General features: G+C 63.8%; 16 protein-coding genes. 13 read left to right on the forward strand and 3 right to left on the reverse strand.

Translation table 11 applies throughout. The features are described 5' to 3' along the window. Positions 1-6: 6 nt before the first annotated feature. Positions 7-1,857: a DUF2029 domain-containing protein gene (locus tag KIT10_10680; protein MCW5899725.1), complete on the reverse strand. Its 1,851-nt coding sequence runs from the start codon at positions 1,855-1,857 to the stop codon at positions 7-9. A 48-nt stretch (positions 1,858-1,905) separates the two neighbouring features. Between KIT10_10680 and KIT10_10685 the strand changes: the two genes are divergently transcribed. Beyond that, on the forward strand, positions 1,906-3,204 hold the full coding sequence (locus tag KIT10_10685; protein ID MCW5899726.1) for a hypothetical protein: 1,299 nt from the start codon (positions 1,906-1,908) through the stop codon (positions 3,202-3,204). Between the two features lie 6 nt (positions 3,205-3,210). Beyond that, positions 3,211-4,983 (forward strand): glycosyltransferase family 39 protein, encoded by a 1,773-nt coding sequence (locus tag KIT10_10690; GenBank protein MCW5899727.1) that lies wholly within the window; start codon positions 3,211-3,213, stop codon positions 4,981-4,983. 96 nt (positions 4,984-5,079) lie between these two features. Here the strand turns inward: KIT10_10690 and KIT10_10695 are convergent, their stop codons facing one another. Both KIT10_10695 and KIT10_10700 read right to left on the reverse strand, forming a co-directional pair. Next, a complete protein-coding gene (locus KIT10_10695; GenBank protein MCW5899728.1) occupies positions 5,080-6,846 on the reverse strand; it encodes a hypothetical protein in 1,767 nt (588 codons plus the stop codon). An 80-nt stretch (positions 6,847-6,926) separates the two neighbouring features. Then, positions 6,927-7,640, reverse strand: a complete 714-nt coding sequence (locus KIT10_10700; protein MCW5899729.1) for a glycosyltransferase family 2 protein — start codon at positions 7,638-7,640, stop codon at positions 6,927-6,929. Between the two features lie 79 nt (positions 7,641-7,719). On the opposite strand from KIT10_10700, the gene KIT10_10705 reads away from it, so the two are divergent. The 11 genes from KIT10_10705 (at position 7,720) to KIT10_10755 (ending at position 22,515) form a co-directional block, all read left to right on the forward strand. Next, on the forward strand, positions 7,720-8,841 hold the full coding sequence (locus KIT10_10705) for a hypothetical protein (GenBank protein MCW5899730.1): 1,122 nt from the start codon (positions 7,720-7,722) through the stop codon (positions 8,839-8,841). 79 nt (positions 8,842-8,920) lie between these two features. Then, the gene (locus KIT10_10710) at positions 8,921-10,222 is read left to right on the forward strand and encodes a hypothetical protein (GenBank protein MCW5899731.1); all 1,302 of its coding nucleotides are present in this window, start codon (positions 8,921-8,923) and stop codon (positions 10,220-10,222) included. Beyond that, on the forward strand, positions 10,219-10,698 hold the full coding sequence (locus KIT10_10715) for a gliding motility lipoprotein GldH (protein MCW5899732.1): 480 nt from the start codon (positions 10,219-10,221) through the stop codon (positions 10,696-10,698). The genes KIT10_10710 and KIT10_10715 overlap by 4 nt, the downstream gene beginning before the upstream one ends. Before the next feature lie 100 nt (positions 10,699-10,798). Continuing rightward, positions 10,799-13,213: a transglycosylase domain-containing protein gene (locus KIT10_10720; protein ID MCW5899733.1), complete on the forward strand. Its 2,415-nt coding sequence runs from the start codon at positions 10,799-10,801 to the stop codon at positions 13,211-13,213. A 49-nt stretch (positions 13,214-13,262) separates the two neighbouring features. Then, positions 13,263-13,961: a CoA transferase subunit A gene (locus tag KIT10_10725; protein MCW5899734.1), complete on the forward strand. Its 699-nt coding sequence runs from the start codon at positions 13,263-13,265 to the stop codon at positions 13,959-13,961. A gap of 6 nt (positions 13,962-13,967) precedes the next feature. Next, the gene (locus KIT10_10730; protein ID MCW5899735.1) at positions 13,968-15,734 is read left to right on the forward strand and encodes a hypothetical protein; all 1,767 of its coding nucleotides are present in this window, start codon (positions 13,968-13,970) and stop codon (positions 15,732-15,734) included. Positions 15,735-15,783: 49 nt separating this feature from the next. Further along, the gene (locus tag KIT10_10735) at positions 15,784-16,440 is read left to right on the forward strand and encodes a CoA transferase subunit B (GenBank protein MCW5899736.1); all 657 of its coding nucleotides are present in this window, start codon (positions 15,784-15,786) and stop codon (positions 16,438-16,440) included. A gap of 5 nt (positions 16,441-16,445) precedes the next feature. Next, positions 16,446-17,837, forward strand: a complete 1,392-nt coding sequence (locus tag KIT10_10740; protein ID MCW5899737.1) for a hypothetical protein — start codon at positions 16,446-16,448, stop codon at positions 17,835-17,837. 52 nt (positions 17,838-17,889) lie between these two features. Beyond that, a complete protein-coding gene (locus tag KIT10_10745; GenBank protein MCW5899738.1) occupies positions 17,890-19,419 on the forward strand; it encodes a hypothetical protein in 1,530 nt (509 codons plus the stop codon). Positions 19,420-19,476: 57 nt separating this feature from the next. Next, the gene (locus tag KIT10_10750; GenBank protein MCW5899739.1) at positions 19,477-20,667 is read left to right on the forward strand and encodes a phosphoglycerate kinase; all 1,191 of its coding nucleotides are present in this window, start codon (positions 19,477-19,479) and stop codon (positions 20,665-20,667) included. Positions 20,668-20,733: 66 nt separating this feature from the next. Beyond that, positions 20,734-22,515 (forward strand): T9SS type A sorting domain-containing protein, encoded by a 1,782-nt coding sequence (locus KIT10_10755; protein MCW5899740.1) that lies wholly within the window; start codon positions 20,734-20,736, stop codon positions 22,513-22,515. The last annotated feature ends 61 nt before the right edge of the window (positions 22,516-22,576 follow it).

A 22,576-nucleotide genomic window follows, 5' to 3' on the forward strand; every position in this document is an offset into this window, starting at 1 on the left:
CCTGCCCTACTCCTCCTGGAAGGTGCGGACCACCTCGATGGTAAGACCGCGCAACAAGAAGGGCTTCTTGCCGATGTTCCAGATATAAAGTTTGTTGAAGGTACCGGCCGAGCGGGGTGGGATACGGTATCGGTGCTCAAATGCGCCATCGCCAATGGCACTCGACCGGTAGCCCACTGAACCAGCCGGATGGTCCTCTGAAAAGACCAATTGTGCCCCCCCCGCACCATCGGGCCAGGACACTTCGCCACGGATCACCAGGTCGGCGAAGCTCATGCCCACCTCCTCCAGGTCAAGCCCCGTGATCTCGAGGGGATACTCCACCCCGGGAAAACACAACTCCTCTGGCGCACAAGACATCGTATCCGCCCGCACTCCTTCCACACCGCGCTGGACGAGCCCCATCAACAAGGTGTCCAACGTTTTCCAGCGTCTTCCACGTCCATGCTCGAAGATGTTGACCTCCATGGCCCGGCCGTTGAGCCGCACCATATGCTCCTTGGGCACCAGCGTGGCCATAAGCCGCAGGGTACTATCGGACAGCATGTCCTCCAAGGAACGATCGACCTCACTGGGTCCGAAGTGCGCATCCCAAACAAGCCGATCTCCAGGGCCGAACCTTTGGAATCCCGGCCAACACTGCGATACGCGCTCCATGTCGAAGGGGTCGAGACCGCTGCGATAGGCGACGTATGGGTGGAAGACGATGGTCCTGCCCTTGGGCAAAGGCATGGTGGCCAAATGATCGCCGCAGCGGTCCAGAAACTCCAATTCGGCATGCGTCGCCACGGGGATCGCCTGCTCGGCTTGAAAGGCGCGGACGCCATAGAAGGTGTATGGCAGGATGAATGCCCATGAAGCCAGGTGGATCCGCCATCCCGGCCCTGTCCACAAAGCCACTGCGCGAGACACGGTCCACACCGCGAAGAGCGCGAACAATGGCACCGCGGTGGCCAGCACGCGCACCAGGCCCAAGGAACCCTTCAGGCCCTTCCACCAAAGAATGGAATGCAGCAAGGCGATGCACAGCGCAGGCAACAGGGCCACCACGATGAGCAAGCGCAACATCGGCCGCTCTTCCGCCTTGCGCCACCACAACAGGGCTGAGACAGGCATTGCGAGCGCAAGGACCCACAACAGCGGGCCGCCGAGGATCTGTTCGCGGCGTTGCCAGAAGTGGTCCAGATCGCCACTGCCATAGATGTCCGCCGCGCCGACGTATGGGTCCCGGTGGAAATACCACAGCGCATCATTGAAGTGGAACGCGCCCAGGGCGCCATAGACCAAGTGGCCGAGAAGCAGCCAGGGCAGGGCGCGCCATTGGCGGTGCCAGGCCAGCCAAAGCAGCACCGCAGGCACGAAGGCGACATACTCAGGACGCGTAAAGGGCATTAAGGAGGCGATAGCTGAGGCGAGCACAGGGCGCCGATCGGCCAGTGCGCGCACCACCAGCACGGCGAGCAGGCCGAAGAGGATCTCGGTCATGCCCGCGAGTACCATGGTGCCGTAGACCGGCGCCAGCAACAAGGCGGGCGGATAGAGCCAGCTCGCCAGTGCACCCGCGCGACGGAGGATCCCGTCGGCTGCCCAGCAGGTGGCAGCGAAACACAGCGCATTGAAAAGCGCCATGCCCCAATGGCCCAGCTGCGCGAAGGGGGAGGCGAGCAGGGTGAAGAGCGGCTTGCCCCAGTGGTCGAGGTACAACTCCGGATGCTTCCACGAGAAGCGCGCGATCTGGTAGTGCTGGATCCCGTCGCCGGCTTCCAGGATGCCCTCTGAAAGCAGCCGGACGACCACGGCCGCAGCGGCCCACAGCACCCACCAGACGGGGGGTCCAACAGCGTGGCGGCTTTCCATGCTCGGCCAAAGATGGCGTTCTTTGGGCGGCCTGCCAGGCCCTCTCCCATGGTCACATTCCTGCGATCCCTCCAGCGACAGGGCATGCCGAATGCCGAATGGGTGCTGGCCATCCTGCTCTTCGTGGTAACGGCGCGCACCGGCTACCTGGTGAACACGCATCACCTAAGTACCATGCTCACACACGGCAGCGACCCCTGGGGCTACTACCAGTTCCTGCCCGCGCTCTTCGGCACTCACGACTGGTCCATGCTGCCATGGACGCATCATCTGGAGAATGGCAAAGGTCTGAGCATGTTCACCATCGGTGTGGCGTTGATGCAACTGCCCTTCTTTCTGATCGGCGCCTCGTGGGCCGCTCTATCCGGGCAGACCGCGGACGGTTATTCGCATCCCTTCGCCATCATGCACTTCATCGGCGCGGCCTATTACCTGGCAGCCGGATGCCACCTGCTCTTCCATGCCCTGCGCCGCCTGGTGGGCAGGCCGCTCGCGCTGCTCACCCCCATGCTGCTCTACGGTGCAACCAATCTCTTCTTCTACAGCACCTGGCAGCCGGGCATGTCGCATGTGTATGCCTTCTTCCTCTTCGCTGGCCTGCTGTATCTCACCCTGCGCATGCTGGCAAGACCCACGCCGGGTGCGCTGTTCCTGCTGATCGTCTGCGGCGGCATGGTGGTGCTGATCCGGCAGTTGAACATCATCGCCCTGCTGCTGCCCCTGTTCCTGGGCAGCGCACGGCCTTGGGAAGCACTGCGTATCCGGCTCGGCTGGCTGCGCGCCCACCCCATCGCGGCCGGTGCCGGCGTGTTGGTGGTGGCGCTGCTGTTCGTGCCACAGTTCCTCTATTGGAAGCACATCACGGGTGAATGGTTCGTCTTCACCTACGGCAAGAAGGGCGAGGGATTCAACTGGACCGAACCGCACCTGCTCGATGTGCTCCTAAGCCACCAGAATGGTTGGTTCATCTACACCCCGCTCATGGCGATCACCATGGTGGCACTGTTGATCGGCGCCTTGCGCGGCCTGCCCCACATGCGGCTGGTTCTGCTGACCTGGGTCCTGGCTTGGTACATCTACGCCAGTTGGTGGAGTTGGTGGCTTGGGGGCTCTTTCGGCCACCGTGGCTTCATCGAATACTATGCCTTCCTGGCCATTCCCCTGGCCGTGGGCCTGAAGTGGTTATGGTCGCACGGCCCACGGTGGCGCTGGCTTTCGTACCTGCCACTTTACCTGCTGGTGTTCATCAACATCCGGCTCAGCAAGCTCTACATCTGGCCGTGGGAAGGACCTGACTGGAACTGGGACCGGCTCATCGAGGTATGGCTAGAGATCCCCAGTTTCTGAAGAACCATGTTGAACTTCCTCCGAAGCGTCCACCGCCGTGATGTGCTGCTCCTCATGCTGGCCGCGCTGATCGTGCGGCTGGCCATGTTGCCTTGGGCGCGTACCGTGCAGGCCGATGCCGTGAGCCGGATCCATATCGCCTACGAGTGGCTCCTTGACCCCCACTACATCAAGGAGGGCTACTGGGGACCTCTGCACCACTACTTGAACGCACTCTTCATGTTGGTGCTGCCGGGCAAAACGGCCGGACCGTTGGCGCTCAACCTGCTCTGCGTCACCCTCACGGTGATCCCGCTCTACGGCTTCACGCGCAACGTCTTCGGTTCGCGGCGTGGTGCAGTGCTCGCCTCGCTGCTCTACGTCTTCAGCCCCATCGTGCTTTGGACCAGCATGCAGGCCCTCTCTGAAGTGTCCTATGGGTTCTTCCTGGCCATGGCGATCTATGCTTTGTCCTCGCCACCGCAGCATGGCCAGAACTACCGGGGCATGATCCTCGGCGGCCTGCTGATCACCTGTGCCGCCGCGCTGCGCTACGAGGCTTGGGTGATCATCGCCACGTTGACCTTGGTGGTGTTCCTGCTGCGCGGCTGGCGCCATACGGTGGTGTTCTGGCTCTGCGCCATGATCTTCCCGGCCACCTGGATGATCGGCAACTGGGCGGCCTTCGGCGATCCGCTGTACAGCGTGAACCAGAACGATGTGTGGAACATGGTGAAGGAGGGCATCAACGACGATGTGCTGCCGGTGGATCGGTTGAAGCGGACACTCTTCTTCCCGTGGTCCTTCATGCTGAATTTATCCCCCATCGTGGTGGTGATGATGCTGGCCTCCTTGGTGTACGCCATCATACGGCGAAGGCTCGCCCGCGATCAATGGGCATGGCTGATCCCGATCGTGGTGATGGTCGCAGTGTTTCTGATCAAGGCCCGGGATGGGTCGTTGATGATGCAGCACCGGTTCATTATCACCTGGCTGGTGCTGGCCCTGCCCTTCGTGGCGCTCGTGTTCCAGGGCGCGCGATGGCTGCACCTGCGCACCGCAATGGTCATCGCTGGTCTTGTTTCGGTGATCCCCATGACATTGGTATGGGACAAGGTCGATCACACCAGGCATTTCGGCGAGGGGCGCTTCGGTCCTGCGATGGACGACCTGGTGCTGGCCTATTATCGTGAGATGGAAGTAGTGCCACGTCTGCCCGATCCGGAGACCGACGAACTGCTGGCTTTGATCAATGCCGCTGGCAAAGCCAGGCCTGGAAGTGGCTTGATCGTGGATTTCCATGGCTGGGACAAGACCTATTATCTGTTGCTGCACGCGCAGGCCAACACGATCGTTGTCGGCGGCGCCAAGCATGAAGCCTACCCCTTGCAGGAGGTGCAGAACATCACGCGCGTCCACGCCCATGGCATGATCGTTTGCAGCCGCACTGGCATGCTCAACGGTCATCTGCGACTGCGTGGGAACACGATGGAAATGGAGGGCGCGCAAGCCCCTTTGGTGATCGAGGACATGCATACGCTACGCGGTCTTCGGCTATACAGTTACCGCGTGGCCAAGGAAGATGATCCCGAAGTGGTGGCCGCTGCCGATGAAGAACCGCACGCGGTTTTCCCTCCGGGAAAGGACGCTGAATATTTCGACCAGCAGATCCGCAGCGATGAGCGCTGGTTCAACATGGTGAAGCGACAGGCCCACTGGGAGCGCAGACCTTTGGAAGAGGTGCTGCGCGGGCATGTGGACTATCTGGTGGCCATGGAGACCCAGCAGAGGGAAGATTGACCCGGGTCCCCTTCCGGACTACCCGCAATATGGTCCGCTCACTCTCATGCAACCCTCTGGGGGCCGATGAGAATGGCTGACGTTTCGCCATCTCCATCAACGCGACCGCTCGGGCTCGAAAACACGCAGACGGGGACCCTCCACCAATATGGGTAGGGTGTCCCGGGCCCAATAGAACGCGAGAAAAAGGTCCTTGTCGCTGCGGACCACAGGTGGACGATAGTAGGTGACGACCTGGTTCCACACGCCTGGCCGCATGCTATCGACCTCCAAGGGCTTGTCAAAGTATCCATAGCATCCGCCTTTGTGCTCCATCTGGGCCACCGCCGATCCGCGGACCGATCGGCCCAAAGGCATGATGTTCCATGTGAGTTCAATCCAGATGTGGTCCGTTGTGGTCATCGCACCAAAGGGTATCCGCACGGCCGGGGAGAACTCCCATGGGCCGCCGAGCAAATAGGCCTTCCTCAAGCCTGCTCCGTTGGGGTCCAACAGCAGTGTGTCCATTCCGGAAGGCTCGGTCCGCAACAAATCCCAGGACAGGGACTTGGGCAGATAGCCGGCCATTCCCTTAGGCGGCGCATCGGCAGGGCCGGAACGATCCACAAGCAGCAGATCCTTCATCCCTTGCACCGGCTGGAGCTTGCCGAAGCCAGCCCAATATGCCCTGGCCGTCATCCGCGAGCCATGGATGACCCCCCGCATGTACTGCGCATGCTGAAGAAAATTGAAAGCGACGAGCGCGGCCAATAGCACAATGAACCCGGTACCGGGCAGCTTGCGCCACCCGCGAGCGCGGTGCAGCAGACCAGCAAGAGGCAGGACCATGACCGCATAAGACCCCACCATGGCGCGCGATCCAAAACTCTCGGCATACCACCAATTGGTCCAACTCGACACCAGGTAGAGGTTGAGGAGAAAGAACGAAAGGACGGGGATGAAGGCCTCATTCCAAGCATTCCGCAGATACGCGATGCCCAAGACCGCGAATAGCATCAAAGGGGTGTACAACAACCATCCCTTGCGGAAACTGAACAGGAATGACCAAGTATGTGGTGCAAGAAGGTCCAGACCCTCTCCAGGATTGTTGTAAGGGTCGATCAGCGGTTTCCCGGTGGCGGCATACCAATAGATCGGTTGCGGCAGCACCACCAGGAATATGACCACGGCCATGATGGACCATTGTCCCCGAAGCCGCCATATCCGCCGCAGGAAGGATCCCCTTTCATTCTCACCCCGCCAGAACAGGGGGAGCAACAGGCACACCGCCTCGGTAGGCCGGACCAGTATGGCCAGCCCCAGAAGTATTGCCAACTTGACCGCGTTGACCAGGCGGCGGTCGTTGGTCCATACCACCGTGAAATACAGGATGCCTCCGTACAAGGAGAAGAGCAGCACATGTGGCATGCTGATCCCGTTGAGGGTCTGGTCCAACAGGTTCGTGCCCACCATCAGCAGAAACAAGGCGCAGGCTGTCGTACGGTCACAGAAGCGCCTCAGCAACACGCTGCGTAGCGCCAGAATGCCCAGTAGCAGATGGATCAGGATGCCCGCATGTATGGCCCGTTGATAGGGCATGGAATAACCGTCCGCAGGCTGGCCACCGAGCATGGCCATTCCATGCCCCAACAAGAACCACGGGGACCAGATCACCGCCTGCCCCATGGGATAGCGGATCACCCTGCTACCATCCGGGTAATGCGACAACTGATACAGATCCGGCGATGCGGACCACTTCTCCCGGGCCTCCTCGACCCACTGCAGGTCCTTCAGTAAAGGATCGTTCTCGATGAACGCGGCGGGCAGATACAGGTGGTAGCCGAAAACATCCCAAGCGAACAGTTCTCCGTGCTGCCGCCACAAGCTGCCTGCCACTAGGACCAGCCATAGGGATACCACCAAAAGAAAAGAAGGAGAGCGGAGGGGGATCCGCATGGCGATCGCTAAAGCCCGTACTTCATGATGCACCAGATCGCGCGGAAGCCGTCCTTCCAGCCGATCTTCTTGCCCTCGGCGTAGGTGCGCCCGTAGTAGCTGATGCCCACCTCGTAGATCCGTATGCCCGGCACGCGCGCCAGCTTGGCCGTGACCTCGGGCTCGAAACCGAAGCGCTTCTCTTGCAGCTTCAAACCTTTGGCGACGTCGCTCCGGATCAGCTTGTAGCAGGTCTCCATGTCCGTCAGGTTCAAGTTGTTGAACGCGTTGGACAGGAAGGTGAGGAACTTGTTGCCGATGCTGTGCCAGAAGAAGAGGATGCGGTGCGGGTGGTGGCCCATGAAGCGCGATCCGTAGACCACATCGGCGAAACCTTCCAGCACGGGGCGCAGCAGGTCGTTGTATTCGCGCGGGTCGTACTCCAGGTCGGCGTCCTGGACAAGCAGGTATTCGCCAGTGGCCTCCAGAATGCCGCGATGTATGGCCGCGCCCTTGCCCATGTTCCTCGGCTGCTGGAAGAATTTGATCCCCATCTCCGGATGCGCCGCCATGTAGCGCTCCACGGCCTGCACGGTGCCGTCCTTCGATCCGTCGTTGACGATCACCACCTCCTTGGCGATGCCGTTGACCAGTTCCACCGCCCGGACCTTGTCCAGGATCAGGTGGATGGTGCGCTCCTCGTTGTAGGCGGGAATGATGATCGATAGGGTGCGGACGTCCATGGGCGATGGCGACGAAGATATCCGGTGGCGGCAAGCGGCGCATGGTCGTGCGGCGTTGCGCAACTTCGCATCCCCGCCCATGCTCTTCTCCCACATCGTAGGCCATGGCGCCCTGAAGGCCCGCCTCATCGGCAACATCCGCGAGGGCCGTGTACCGCACGCGCAGCTTTTCCTCGGCCCGCGCGGCAGCGGCAACCTGCCCCTGGCGCTGGCCTATGCGCGCTATCTCCTCTGCGAAAAGCCCGATCTGGCCGACGCCTGCGACGTGTGCCCCGCCTGCAAACAGATGAACCGCCTGGAGCACCCGGACCTGCACCTGATGTTCCCCATCGCCCTCAGCGACAAGCAGCGCACCTGCGACAAGCTGCTGCCCGATTGGCGGGCCATGGTGCTGCGTGAGCCCTACGCCGACCTGGACCTCTGGCGCACCGGCATGGAGGAGGAGAACAAACAGCTCATCATCGGCAAGGACATAGCCCTGGAGATACAACGGCTGCTTTCCATGAAGTCCTTCCGGGGCGGTTGGAAGGTGATGCTCCTCTGGCTGCCGGAGACGATGAACATCGAAGCGGCCAACAAGCTGCTGAAGACCCTGGAGGAGCCCGAACCCATGACGGCCATCATGCTTGTGGGCCACGACCCCCAGCGCCTGCTGCCCACCATCCTGAGCCGGACCCAACAGGTGCAGGTGCCTGCCCTGCGACCCTCCGAGGTGGCCGAGGTGCTCCGCGAACGCCACCCGGACCTGGCCGACGATGAGGCCATGGCCATCGCCCTGCGCAGCGAGGGCGACCTGTTGGAGGCGCAGGCCATCGCCGCCAAGGGCGAGGAGGAGCTTTTCGTCTTCTTCCGCGACTGGCTCCGCATGTGCTACGAGGCGCGCATCGCCGTGGTGACCGAATTCGCCGAGGGCTTCCAGAAAATGGGCCGCGAGAAGCAGAAGGCCCTGATGCGCTACGGCCTCTACCTCATCCGCCAGTGCGTGTTCCAATGGCAGCGCGCCGAGGAACTGGTGCGCACCATGGGCCAGGAAAAGGAGTTCGTCACGGGCTTCAGCAAGCTGCTCAACGCGTCCAACGCCGCCGGCATCCGCGCCGAGCTGGAGACCGCCCACCAGCATGTGGAGCGCAACGCCAACCCCAAGGTCCTCTTCATGGACCTGAGCTACGCCATGATGCGCATGCTGCGGAAAGGGCGGTAGGACCCGGCGCTCCCTCACCCTTCGCGCCCCGCCTATCTTCGCACGCGCCGCCCACCAGGGTGGCCACAAGGAAGAACGCATGGCCTGTGCAGGATGCAGCAGTGGGGCGGACGGCAAGCCCGCAGGGTGCAAGAGCAACGGATATTGCAGCACCAGCGGCTGCAACAAGCTGGATGTCTTCGACTGGCTGGCTGGGGTGCCCCTTCCCGCCGGGCAGCAACCCTTCGATGGCGTGGAGGTGCGCTTCAAGAACACGCGCAAGGGCTTCTTCCGCAACACCGCGGGGCTTCAGCTGATGCCCGGCGACCTGGTGACCGTGGACATGGCACCGGGCTTCGATGTGGGCATGGTGAGCCTGGCCGGTGAACTGGTGCGCGCCCAGATGGAGCGCCGCAAGCTGACGGGCGACACCTTCGAGTTGAAGAAGATCCTGCGCAAAAGCCTCCAGGATGACATCGACAAGTGGCACGCCAGCCGCAAGCGCGAGGACGAAACGCTCTTCGAGGCACGCCGCATGGTGCGCGAGACGCGGCTGGACATGAAGGTGACCGACGTGGAATTCCAGGCCGACGGGCGGAAGGCCACCATCTACTACAACGCCGAGGAACGCGTCGATTTCCGGGGCATCGTGCCGAAGATGGCCGAGCGCTTCGGGGTGCGGGTGGAGATGAAGCAGATCGGCGCGCGCCAGGAGGCCGGCCGCATCGGCGGCATCGGCAGCTGCGGCCGCGAGTTGTGCTGCAGCACCTGGCTCACGGACTTCCGCAGCGTCACCACCAGCGCCGCGCGCTACCAGCAGCTCGCCCTCAATCCCCAGAAGCTCGCCGGGCAGTGCGGCAAACTGAAGTGCTGCCTGAACTATGAGCTGGACATGTACATCGAGACGATCAAGGGCTACCCCAGCCAGAACGCCAAGTTGAAGACCCTGCAGGGAACCGGCACCCACATCAAGACGGACATCTTCACCGGCAGGATGTGGTACGGTTTCAAGAAGCCGGGCGAACCCTTCGTGATGGCCGGCTTCCCCGTGGACGTGGTGCGCGACATTCTGACGAAGAACAAGGAAGGGTTGCTGCCCGAGGTGGACCTGGCCATGGCGGACGAACCGGTGGCCGCTGAAAAGACACCCGATTATGAGAACGTGGTGGGGCAGGATGAATTGACGCGCTTCGACGACAAGCTGAAAGGCGGCAAGCGGCGCAAAAAGCGCAAGGCCGGGCCATCGGGCGGCCCGCGTGAGGGCCAGGCCCAGCGCCGCGCGGCTGGACCGGCGGCCCGGCAGCCCGGCGCTCCGGAGCGCAAGCGCGATCGGGGTCGGGGACGCGGACGGGGACGGGGTGGGCGCAGTGGCGAAGGCCCCGCCAAAAACCCTGCGGCGTGAACACTCGTGGTCTTGCGGCCGGCCTCCTCGTACTGCTTCTGGCAAGCTGCGGCGACCGCATCCTCTACCAGGCCGACGTGCCCATCCCCGGCGGGGCCTGGCACCGCGACCTGAAGCCCGAATTCGCGTTCGAGGCGAACGACACGATCGCCAGGCACGACCTGTACATCGATGTGCGCCACACCGGCGAATACCCCTTCAGCAGCCTCTTCCTCTTCGTGGACCTGGACGGCCCCGGCGATCGCCACCTGCGCGACACGGTGGAGTGCCTGCTGGCCGACCACACCGGCCGCTGGTACGGCAAGGGCACGGGCTTCGTCTTCGCGGACCGCTACCGGGCACATGTGCTCTACAAGCTGGGCAACAGATTCCCGGCCGCAGGCCGTTATACCATCAGGTTGGAACAGGCCATGCGCACCGAAAACCTGGACGGCGTGCTCGATGTGGGCATCACCGTGGAGCGGTCGCGCCCATGATCCCGCCCACGACAGCCCCGCTACCGGGCCGGCGGGTGTTGATAGCTCCATGATCCCGGCGCACGAAGGCCCTATCCGCCACCGATAATTTCACCGCCCGATGTCCGGGACCACACCGCCGAAGAAGAAGCGCCGCCGCCTGCTGGTGTGGCTGTGGTGGGCCGTGGTATTGGGCCCGGCGCTGGCGTTGATGACCCTGCTGGCCATGGCCGCCAACAGCGACCTGCCGGGCACCGAGGACCTGGAGAATCCGCGCAGCGACCTGGCCACGGCCATCCTCTTCAGCGACGGCACGCAGATGGGGCAGTATTACCGGGAGAACCGCATCCCGGTGGGCTACGACCGCATCAGCCCGCATGTGGTGGATGCCCTGATCGCCACGGAGGACGAACGCTTCCGCCAGCACAGTGGCATAGACCTGCGGGGCACGGCGCGCGCGGCGGTCTTCCTGGGCAAGCGCGGGGGCGCCAGCACCATCACCCAGCAACTGGCCAAGATGCTCTTCACCGAGCGTTCGCCGAATTTCATCAAGCGCACGTTCCAGAAATTCCAGGAATGGATCATCGCGGCGAAGCTCGAGCGCCAGTACACCAAGGACGAGCTCATCGCCATGTACCTGAACCGCTTCGATTGGATCAACCAGGCGGTAGGGATCAACAGCGCGGCGCGCGTCTACTTCGACACCACGCCCGATTCGCTGCGCATCGAGGAGGCCGCCATGCTCGTGGGCATGTGCAAGAACCCCGCGCTCTTCAATCCGATGCGCCGGCCGGACACCACCCTGCACCGGCGCATGGTGGTGCTGGGGCAGATGATGAAGAACGACATGCTCTCCCAGGCCGAATACGACAGCCTGAAACAACTCCCGCTCGGCCTGCGCTTCCAGCGCATCGACCACACCGAAGGCCCCGCGCCCTATTTCCGTGAAGTGCTGCGCGCCAAGTTGCAGAAGCTGCTTTCAGAGAAGGACGACGAAGGCCGCTACCGCATCGCCAACGCCGAGGGCAGGCCCTACGACATCTACACCGATGGCCTGCGCGTGTACACCACCATCGACCGGCGCATGCAGCAGTATGGCGAGATCGGCATGCGCGAGCATCTGGCCACGGAATTGCAGCCCGACTTCTTCAAGGACCTGGCGCGGAAGAAGAACAAACCCTTCGACCACCGCGTGAGCCAGGACGAGATCCAGGGCATCCTCACCTCGGCGATGAAGCGCAGCGTGCGCTACCGCGTGCTCTCCGGCAAACAGTGCGGCAACTGCGAACGGCCTGCGCGCTACATCGAAAAGGAGACCATCGAGGGGCGACCGCATTACCATTGCCGCCCCGACCTCGGTGGTTGCGACCACCATTGGCCCGTGGTGCCCGAGACCGAGATCCCCGCGGAGTTCGAGAAGCCCGTGGCCATGCGCGTGTTCACCTGGCACGGCGAGGTGGACACGATGATGAGCCCGATGGACTCGATCCGCTACTACAAGAGTTTCCTGCAAAGCGGCCTGCTGAGCCTGGATCCGCGCACGGGCTTCGTCCGGGCCTGGGTGGGCGGCATCGACTTCAAGCACTTCCAGTACGACCACGTGGAGCAGGCGCGCCGCCAGGTGGGTTCCACCTTCAAGCCCTTCGTGTACGCCACCGCCATCCGCGAAGGCATGGACCCCTGCCGCGAACTGCCCAACCAGCGCGTGTGCTTCGACATGCCGCCGCCGCAGCCCGAGTGGTGTCCGCAGAACAGCGACAACGTCTACGGCGGCATGGTGACGCTGGAGTACGCGCTGGCCAATTCCATGAACACGATCACCGCGTGGATCATGAAACAGTACGGGCCGCAGGCGGTGACGGTGCTGGCGCGGCACATGGGCGTGAAGAGTCCGTTGGACCCCGTGCCCTCATTGTGCCTGGGCGTGGCCGACCTGAGCCTGATGGAGATCACCGGCGCCTTCGCCTCCTTCGCCAACCAGGGCGTCTACATCGAACCGATCGTCTTCACGCGCATCGAGGACAAGAACGGCAACGCCATCTATGACATGTCGCCCAAGACCTACGAGGCGCTGGATGAAGTGACGGCCTACACCATGCTGAAGATGCTGAAGGGCGTGACCGACGGCGCATACAACCCCAGCACCGGCAAGGCCGTGGGCACGGGCATGCGGCTGCGCAGCAGCTACGGCACCCGCGCCAAGTACGCCAACATCAAGTTCCCCACGGCGGGCAAGACCGGCACCACACAGAACAACAGCGATGGCTGGTTCATCGGCATCACGCCCGACCTGGTGACCGGTGTGTGGACCGGCGCCGAGGATCGCAGCGTGCGCTTCAGCACCACCGACAAGGGCCAGGGCGCCAACATGGCCCTGCCGATCTACGGCTACTACATGAACAAGGTGTACGCCGACAGCACCATCACCATCAGCAGCGGCGATTTCGAGAAGCCCGCCGGATTCGACCCCTCGGCGATCGACTGCCGTCAACGTGCCAAGGGCGGCGGCACGGGCACCAAGCCGCGCTGGGACTGAGGCGGCCGGGGCGGGCGTCTATCTTCGCCACCCTACATACCGGACCGAGATGAACAAAGTGGTGGCGGGCGCCGATGTGGCCCTGAAGGGGATCGCCGACGGCATGACGCTGATGGTGGGCGGCTTCGGCCTCTGCGGCATTCCCGAGAACCTCATCGCCGCGCTGGTGCGCACGGGCGTGAAGGACCTCACCTGCATCAGCAACAACGCCGGGGTGGACGACTTCGGGCTGGGCCTGTTGCTCCAGACCCGCCAGATCCGCAAGATGATCAGCAGCTACGTGGGCGAGAACGACGAGTTCGAACGCCAGATGTTGAGCGGTGAGCTGGAGGTGGAGCTGATCCCGCAGGGCACCCTGGCCGAACGCTGCCGCGCGGGCGGTGCGGGCATCCCGGCCTTCTTCACGCCTGCGGGCTACGGCACCGAGGTGGCCGAAGGCAAGGAGACGCGTGAGTTCCACGGCAAGATGTACGTGATGGAACAATGGCTCCGCGCCGACTTCGCGCTGGTGAAGGCCTGGAAGGGCGACCGCTTCGGCAACCTGGTCTACAAGGCCACGGCGCGCAATTTCAATCCCATGATGGCCATGGCCGGCAGGGTCACCGTGGCCGAGGTGGAGCACCTGGTGGAGCCTGGCGAACTGCATCCGGACGAGATCCACACCCCGGGCATCTTCGTGCAGCGCATCTTCCAAGGCGACCATTACGAGAAGCGCATCGAGCAGCGCACCGTGCGCCCACGCACCTGATCGGCCATGGAACAACGTGCCGCATGGACCCCATTCCTCCTTGTGGCCGCCGCGGTGTGGGCCTATGTGCTGGCGCGCGCCGCCTTCGTACCCTGGATCAACGATGAGGGCTTCTGGCTGAACGAATACGCTCATCGCCATGTGCTGCCAGGCTGGCCTTCATCATCCGGTGGATGGCTTCCGGCGGCCATCGGTGTCGCATCGCACAAGCTCCTCGGACTCTCACTCTTCTGGTCGCGCATCGGGTCGGTGCTTGCCTTTCCGCTGTTCGCCTGGGCCGCGTTCCATCTGGGTGCGCGGCTGCAGCACAAGACCTTGCGCTGGGCCACCTGGCTCGCGCTGCTCACCTGTCCTTTCCTGCTGGACTTCTTCTCCCTGTTCGGGGGCCACGGACCTGCGACAGCCTTCTGGGCCCTGGCGCTACTGGGTGCATTGAGGTACCGTGACCGTGGCGATACACGCGCGTTGGGCATGTCGCTCGGCGGCTTGCTCCTGGCATCGCTGAGCCTCGGCGCATACGTGATCCCGCATGCCATCGCGCTGTTGGCCCTGGCCGCGATCCTGATCGAACGCTGGCGCGCACAGGACACATCTCTCCCAGCGCGGCAAGCCTTCCTCTGGCTGTCGATCGGACTTGTGCCGCTGGTGCTCTTCGTTTGGAACGCGGCGCAAATGCACAACCCGCCGTTCGGGGACGAGGACACCGGGCTGGTGCGCACCACGCTCGCCTCGCTCAGCGCCGTGGTGCTGGGCAACGACCGACCCTTTGTGCTGTTGCTCGTGGTCGCCATCCTGCTCGGCGCCACGCTGGTGGTGCCGCTGCGCGCGGGCGCTCGTTCACCCCTGGCGCTGCTCGCCGCGCTGCTCTGGGCCGATCTGCTCGTGCGGTCCGCGATGCGATCGCTCTTTGGGATCGATCATCCCGAGGACCATCAAGTTCCGCATCTCGTGCCTTTGGCCATCCTGCTGACGGCCTTCGCTGCGGACGATACGCCGGAAAAGTGGGGCATCGCGCGGCGCATCGCCATCGCCTTCTTGTTCTTCCTGCCGCTGCGTACGCTCTACGTGGCCAACCTGGACCACACCCTGCGCTGGCCGGAGCAGTCGGTGCCCACACGTTTCGTTGAACGCCTCTACACCATGCAGCGCGGCGGCGACCGCCCACTGAGCATCGGCGCCGGGCCGGGACTCGCGCTATCGATCCCCCATGCCGCGAAGCTGCTCGGACTCCCCGTGAATCCGCCCGACACGTATGGCTTTCCCGAGGGTCCCCACGATGTGCGCATCGCGGCGAGAACCGAATTGCGCGAGGCCGCCAAAGGCTTCGTGATCGCGGACAGCGCCGCAGGACCGGGACTCTACCTGTTGCTGCCGAAGCCCTCATTGCGGACCGGGATCTTCGCCCGGCATGTCGCGGAGCAGGGAGCGCCGGCTGCCGAACGCTTCGAGATCCTGCGCGCCGACACCTTGCGACGCTCGGGCGATGTGCTCGTGGAATTGAAGTGCGGCGTGGACCTTTCAATGGGGTCACCGGAGGTGTCCTTGGTGGTGGAGGTGGAACGCGATGGCGAGATGCTTCACCGGCACACCATCGGCCTAAGCATGTTGCGCGACCACTGGCAGGGCGAGGAACTCCACCTGTTGGTGCGCCTCCCCCACTTCCCCCAGGCGACCAGCCGGGTGGTGTACTTCGAGAACAACACACGTGAAGCCGCGACATTCGGCCCCGTGGAGGTGAAGCTGCACCGCATACTCACCCATTTGCCGCACTGATCCTCCAGGAGGCCCGGCTACATTTGACCCACCGCATTGCGCACCGAACATGCCGCTCAACAAGGACCAGATGGCGAAACGCATCGCCCGCGAACTGCAGGATGGCTATTACGTGAACCTCGGCATCGGCATCCCCACGCTGGTGGCCAACCACATACCGGCCGGCATGAACGTGGTGCTGCAAAGCGAGAACGGCATCCTGGGCATGGGGCCCTTCCCTTATGAGGGTGAGGAGGACGCCGACCTGATCAATGCCGGCAAGCAGACCGTGACGCTGTTGCCCGGCAGCAGCATCTTCGACAGCGCCACGAGTTTCGCCATGATCCGCGGGCAGCATGTGCAGCTCACGGTGCTCGGTGCCATGGAAGTGTCGGACAACGGCGATATCGCCAACTGGAAGATCCCGGGCAAGATGGTGAAGGGCATGGGCGGCGCCATGGACCTGGTGGCCAGCGCGGACAACATCATCGTGGTGATGATGCACGCCAACAAGGCCGGGGAAAGCAAGTTGTTGAAGAAGTGCACACTTCCCCTCACCGGCGTGGGCTGTGTGAAGAAGATCGTCACCGATCTCGGCGTGTTCGATGTGACGCCTGATGGCTTCAAGTTGCTGGAGCGCGCACCAGGGGTGGCCGTGGAGGAGATCCGCGCCAGGACCGAAGGGCGGCTCACGGCCACCGGCGACGAGCCTGAAATGACCTTGTGACCCGCATGGCGCAGGGCTCCGCGATACGCGCCGCATTTTCCGGGATCGGCTTCCACCTGCTCGCCGGACTGATCCTGGTGGTGCCCGCGCTGATGAACCATGCGCCGCTGGTGTACAGCGATTCCGGCACCTACATCACCACCTCACGCTCGCTGCTGCCGCCCATCGACCGCCCCATCGGCTATGCGCTGATCATGCGTGCGGTCACCTGGCAGAGCACGTTGTGGACCGTGGTCTTCTTCCAGGGGATGGTGGCGAGCTGGCTCATCCAGCGCACCATCGTCACACTCTTTCCCGGACTTCAGGGCAATTGGCGCGCGCATGTCTCCACGCTCGCCGTGCTGCTCGCCATCAGTTCGCTGCCCTGGTACGCCAGCCAGTTGATGCCGGATGTGTTCAGCGGACTGCTCGCTTTGTGCGTCTTCCTCCTGCTCTTCGGACGAAGACTCGGCCGCGTGGAGTTGGCGCTGTTGTGGACCATGCTCTTCTTCTTCGCCATCACCCACTACAGCCACTTGGTGATGCTGTTGTTGGTGGGCGCGGGATCGCTTGTCGCATTCGGGGGTCGCCTGGCGAAGCGCTGGAAGATGCCAGGGCGCCGTGCCGTATTGACCGGACTCATCCTCGCGCCGGTCCTGGGCATCCTCTTCGCCATGGGCTACAACGCGCGGCATGGTCACGGCTTCAAGTTGTCACCCACCTCCAGCCTCTTCCTGGCGGGCAAGCTCATCGAATCGGGTGTGATGCACACCTACCTGTCGAAGCGTTGCGATGAACGACCCTACTTCCTGTGCACGCATCTGGATGAGTTGAACACCACCGGCATGCGCTACGTGTGGGACGAGAAGGCGCCCACGCGGCAAGGCCTTGGCATGGTGGAGGCCAGCGCCAGGCTCGATCCGCTGGTGCGCGACATCCTCACCGATCCCGCGATGTGGCCCATGCTCGCGTGGACCAGCGCGCTGGCCACCGCGATCCAGTTCACACAGATCGACATCGGTTCGGGCATCCATGCGTACGGGGCGCACAGCGCGCCCTGGTGGCCCATCAGCCATGAGTACAAGCACGAACTGCCCATGTACATGGACAGCATCCAGCAGCGCGATTCCTGGGGGTTCGCTTTCCTGAACGTGGTGCACATGTGGTTGATGCTCGCGGCCTGCCTGATCGTGGTGGTGCTCTGGCCGTCGCGCCGATCGGCGCGCTGGTGGGGCTTCGTGGCGCTGATGACAGCCTTCGCCCTGGCCAATGCCGCGGCCACCGGTGCGCTCGCCAATGTGTACGACCGCCTGCAGAGCCGCGTCACCTGGCTGTTGATCCTCGCCGCGTTGATGCTGTTGGCCCATGCGCACGCACCGGTGCGGCGCATGCTTTCCTTCGCGCCACGCGGCCGTTGATCGACCACCGGACCGGGCCGCACACCACATGGTGAACGATACCTCCACCGCCATGCGCGCCACCTGGTGGTCGCTGCTCGTGCTGCTCGTGGCCGACCGTGCGCTGCTGCTTTTCCACTTCGGTGCGGCATACACGGGCACGGACGATGTGGTGCAGTGGCTCGCCGCGTCGGACCGTCTGCAGGGGGTCTTTCGCGAGCCATACTTCTACGGCCAGAACTACAACTTCATGCTGGAGGCCTTGCTGGCGGCTCCGCTGCTCGTCGCACTGCCGCATCATGTGGCGCTGCCGCTGGCCACTTCCGCGCTGGCGCTGCTGCCCTGGGTCGTCTTCTCCGCGGTCTTCAGCAGGCAGGGGAACCACCTGGGCGCCCTGGTCTTTCTGTTGATGCCACTTTTGTTGCCGGTGGAGCACGGCATGCTCACCAGCATGTCGCGCGGCTTCATCACCGGCATGGCGCCGATGGCGCTTCTGGCGGTGGTGATGTTCCATCCCCTTCGCGCGTCGAACCATCTGTTGCTGGGCATCGCCACCGGGCTGGGTGTGACGCTGAACCCCAACTGCATACCCTTCCTCATTCCAGTGGGGCTGCACCTCTGGCTGTCGCATCGCCCACCGTGGCGATACGCGCTGCCGGTGGCCGCACCAGTGGCGTTGATGCTGTCGCTGGAGCATCTGGCAAAGCGCTTCTACGTGGACCATCCCGACCAACTTACGCATTGGATGGAGCCACTGAGCTATTGGCCGGCGGATGTGGTCGGTGCCTTCTCGCGGCTGGACATGCACTTCGCGCACATCACGCCCCTGTTCTGGTCTTGGGGCTGGGGCGCCCCGGTATTGTTGGCCTTGCTCGCCTGGTGGTCGGCGCGGCACGATCGGCAGTGGTCGCGTGTGTTGTGGATCACCTTGGCGGCGACCGTGCTCATGCTGGGGATCAACAAGGTCTCAGACGGTAGCGCATCACTCTTCCATCATCCGGCCCGGATGTTCCTCGCCCTGCCGCTGGTCCTCGCCCTGGGCCTGGCCTGGTCGCTGCGCGGTGTGGTGATGGATGCCGGACGCTGGCGGCTGGTGATGATCGTGATGGGCATCACGGTGTTCACCGCAAAGGCCGGTGTGCTGGATGTGCTGGTGGAGAAGCATGTGCGGCAGGAGGACCAGGGCCCCGTGGCGGTGCTCCATGTGGAGGCGCTGCGGTGGGAATGCGGAGAACTGGCGCGCCTCGCCGAAGCGTTCGATGCGGAACTGGTGCTGCTGGTGCCTGACTGGAAGCGTACATCGGCGATGATGTCGATCCGTGCCTACGGCTGTCCCGAGATGGAACCGGGACTACCCCCGACGCTGCTGCAGGTGGGGGAGCGTCGCACGTGGCGGTGGCACGAGGCGCAACACATGGTGCCAAGCTCCGTGATCATCCACGGACATGGGTTGGAGGTCCATTGGGCGCGCCGCCTGCTTGGCCAAGACCTGTTGCTGCCCGGCGAGGACCTGGTGGTCGTGCGCAACAACACGCGATCGGTGGCGGAGTTGCTCGCGCTGTTCGGACTTCGCCTCAAGCGGCATCCATACGGCAGGGTGTAGTCACAGGCCTTCCCGGTACTTTCGCGCCGCGAACGAAACTCCCGGCCCGAGAACGACATGCACACGCTTTCATCTTTCGACTTCAGCGGCAAGAAAGCCCTGGTCCGTGTGGACCTGAACGTACCCCAGGACGCCACCGGCCAGATCACCGACGACACCCGCGCAAGGGCCATCCTGCCCACGGTCCGCAAGATCCTCGGCGACGGCGGCAGCGCCATACTGATGAGCCATTGGGGGCGGCCCAAAGGCAAAGTGGACCCCGCCATGAGCCTGAAGCCCGTGGCCGAACATCTCGGTGTACTTCTGGGGAGGCCTGTGGTCTTCGCCATCGACTGCGTGGGCGATGACGCCCGGGCCAAGGCGGCGTCATTGAAGCCTGGCGAAGTGCTGGTGCTGGAGAATCTGCGCTTCCACCCGGAAGAGGAGGCGGGCGAAGAAGGCTTCGCGAAGAAGCTCAGCGAGCTTGGTGAGGTGTACGTGAATGACGCCTTCGGCACGGCGCACCGGGCGCACGCCAGCACCACCATCGTGGCGAAGTTCTTCCCGCAGGCCAAGCTCTTCGGCCACCTGATGCAGGCGGAGATCGACAGTGTGGGCAGGGTGCTCGGTGCGCCGCAGCGCCCCATGACCGCCATCGTGGGCGGCAGCAAGGTGAGCAGCAAGATCGCCGTGCTGGAGAACCTGCTGGGCAAGTGCGACGAGCTGATCATCGGTGGTGGCATGGCCAACACCTTCGTGCGGGCCATGGGCGGGCAGACCGGGGCATCCTTGGTGGAAGAGGATCTGCTGGACACCGCGCGTGGCATCGTGGAGCAGGCCCGGACGAAGGGTGTGAAGTTGCATCTGCCCACGGACGCCGTGGTGGCCGATGCCTTCTTGGCCAACGCCAACACCGACCAATGCCCCGCCGACGCCGTGCCCGATGGCTGGATGGCGCTGGACATCGGCCCCAGAAGCATCGAAGCCTTCCGCCATGCCATCATGGGCAGCAGGACGATCCTCTGGAACGGCCCCATGGGCGTGTTCGAGATGGAGCCGTTCCGCCAGGGTACCGTGGCCATCGCCCAAGCCGTGGCCGAAGCCACCGAAAAGGGAGCCTTCTCCCTGGTGGGTGGCGGCGACAGCGTGGCGGCCGTGAACCAGTTCGGCCTGGCAGACAGGATCAGCTACGTGAGCACCGGCGGCGGCGCCATGCTGGAGTACTTGGAAGGCAGGGTACTTCCGGGGATCGCGGCGATCCAAGGCTGAAGGGCCGGGGAGGGCGCGTGCGTTCCGGGCGCGCGCTTATCTTGCCCATCGCTGAACCCACGACCCATGACCGGAACACTACGCCTCCTCGCACTCCCCCTCACTTTCCTGCTCGCCCAACAAGTGCTCCAGGCGCAATGCCCGGGCTGTGTCATCGACCCGACCTGCACGGTGGATCCCGCCTTCCCGGCGCTTTGTCCGCAGCAACCACCCGACGCCACGGCCGGCGAGCCCTACGAGACCGATGTGACCTTCTGGTTGCCGGCCACCTTTTCCGATCCCGGCTCCGGCACCACCGTCACCTTCGAGCAGATGACGATCACCGGTGTCTCCGGCCTGCCCTTCGGTCTTTCCATCGAGACCAACGCGCCCACCGGCGTCTATTTCCCACAGCAGAACGAGTTCGGTTGCGCACGCATCTGCGGTACCCCGTTCGGCGAGGGTGTCTACAACGTGAACATCAACATCCTCGCCCAGGTGAGCGTGGCGGGCTTCTCGCTCGAAGTGCCCCAGTCATTCGCGCTGCCCTTGACCGTGCTGCCGGGAACGGGCAGCAATACGGGCTTCACCTTCACCCCCACCACGGGCTGCGGCAGTGCGGAGGTCACCTTCCAGGCGCTGATCAACGCGGCCCCGCAACCCACCAGTTGGGACTGGGACTTCGGCAACGGCAACACCAGCACCCTGCAGAACCCGCCCGTGCAGAACTATGATGCGCCGGGCAGCTACGACGTGACACTCACCACCACCATCAGCAACTACGTGCTCAACACCGTGGTGCTCTCCTCGGTCAATGGCAACTGGTGCGGCGACGTGGAAGAGCCGCTCTGCAATTGCGGCACGCCCTTCATCGGCACCTGCCCCGACCTGTACTTCGTGCTCACCGATGCTGGGGGCAACACCTGGACCAGCAGCACGGTGGGCGGCGTCACCAGTGCCACATGGAACAACCTGGGCCTGCTCCTTTCCAACCCGCCCTACAACATCAGCTTCTGGGACGAGGACGTGGTCTCGCAGAACGACCACCTCGGTACCTACAACATCCCATTGACCGGCACGGGCAATTACCCCTTCAACGTGGCCGGTGGCACCAGCGGCAGCCTCAACATCGGCCTGCAACAAGTGCAGCAGTTCGAGGACAGCGACCAGATCGTGGTCTTCCCGGTGCCCGAGGTGGTGGTGGTCGAGAATGGGGTCACGGGCGAACTCTGCGCGGAGGACGATCAACTCGCCGGTTACCAATGGCTGTTGGACGGCGCCCCGGTGGCGGGCGCCAACGGACCTTGCCACACACCCGCCAGCCCGGGCCTGTGGCAGGTGATCGGCACCAATGGCTTCGGCTGCTCGGCCACCAGCGACCCGGTGGTTGTCTGTCCGGCCATCAGCATCACCCTCACCAACAACGTGCTTTCAGTACCCAGCGGCTTCAACAGCTACGCCTGGACCTATAACGGTGTGCCGATCCCTGGTGCCGACCAGGCCTTCATCTTCCTGCAGGGTGATGGCATCTACACCGTGACGGTTGATGCCGCCAACGGCTGTACGGTGACGGCCGATATCGTGGTGAACACCGCCAGCATCGGCGAACTCACGGCCGGCGCCGCACGGATGGCGGCCTACCCCGTGCCCAGCGATGGCCGGTTCACCGTGGTGGCCGAGGGCCTCGCAGGAGCCATGGTGCAACTGGAATTGGTGGATGCGGCAGGCCGGACCGTTTGGTCCCGGCAGGAAAGCCTGGCGCAAGGAAAGCTGATGACCGCCGTGCTCGTGGACCTGGCCGCAGGAGCCTACACCGTGCGCCTGCTGCATCAAGGTGGCACTTTGGTGGCCCGTGTCATCATCGAATGAGGCGGTAGCCCTTGCCTTAGCTTTGTTCCACAACTTGGCCCGATGGCGGCCCTTTGTGTTC

The sequence above is a fragment of the Flavobacteriales bacterium genome (assembly GCA_026129465.1).
Classification (GTDB): Bacteria; Bacteroidota; Bacteroidia; order Flavobacteriales_F; family PHOS-HE28; genus PHOS-HE28.

Bases quoted from the DNA above. Each gene is read 5' to 3' on its own strand.
- KIT10_10730 (MCW5899735.1), top strand. From the start codon at position 13,968: ATGGAACAACGTGCCGCATGGACCCCATTCCTCCTTGTGGCCGCCGCG.
- KIT10_10735 (MCW5899736.1), top strand. From the start codon at position 15,784: ATGCCGCTCAACAAGGACCAGATGGCGAAACGCATCGCCCGCGAACTG.
- KIT10_10740 (MCW5899737.1), top strand. From the start codon at position 16,446: ATGGCGCAGGGCTCCGCGATACGCGCCGCATTTTCCGGGATCGGCTTC.
- KIT10_10755 (MCW5899740.1), top strand. From the start codon at position 20,734: ATGACCGGAACACTACGCCTCCTCGCACTCCCCCTCACTTTCCTGCTC.
- KIT10_10750 (MCW5899739.1), top strand. From the start codon at position 19,477: ATGCACACGCTTTCATCTTTCGACTTCAGCGGCAAGAAAGCCCTGGTC.
- KIT10_10690 (MCW5899727.1), top strand. From the start codon at position 3,211: ATGTTGAACTTCCTCCGAAGCGTCCACCGCCGTGATGTGCTGCTCCTC.
- KIT10_10680 (MCW5899725.1), bottom strand. From the start codon at position 1,857: ATGGAAAGCCGCCACGCTGTTGGACCCCCCGTCTGGTGGGTGCTGTGG.
- KIT10_10720 (MCW5899733.1), top strand. From the start codon at position 10,799: ATGTCCGGGACCACACCGCCGAAGAAGAAGCGCCGCCGCCTGCTGGTG.
- KIT10_10700 (MCW5899729.1), bottom strand. From the start codon at position 7,640: ATGGACGTCCGCACCCTATCGATCATCATTCCCGCCTACAACGAGGAG.
- KIT10_10725 (MCW5899734.1), top strand. From the start codon at position 13,263: ATGAACAAAGTGGTGGCGGGCGCCGATGTGGCCCTGAAGGGGATCGCC.
- KIT10_10685 (MCW5899726.1), top strand. From the start codon at position 1,906: ATGGTCACATTCCTGCGATCCCTCCAGCGACAGGGCATGCCGAATGCC.
- KIT10_10705 (MCW5899730.1), top strand. From the start codon at position 7,720: ATGCTCTTCTCCCACATCGTAGGCCATGGCGCCCTGAAGGCCCGCCTC.
- KIT10_10710 (MCW5899731.1), top strand. From the start codon at position 8,921: ATGGCCTGTGCAGGATGCAGCAGTGGGGCGGACGGCAAGCCCGCAGGG.
- KIT10_10745 (MCW5899738.1), top strand. From the start codon at position 17,890: ATGCGCGCCACCTGGTGGTCGCTGCTCGTGCTGCTCGTGGCCGACCGT.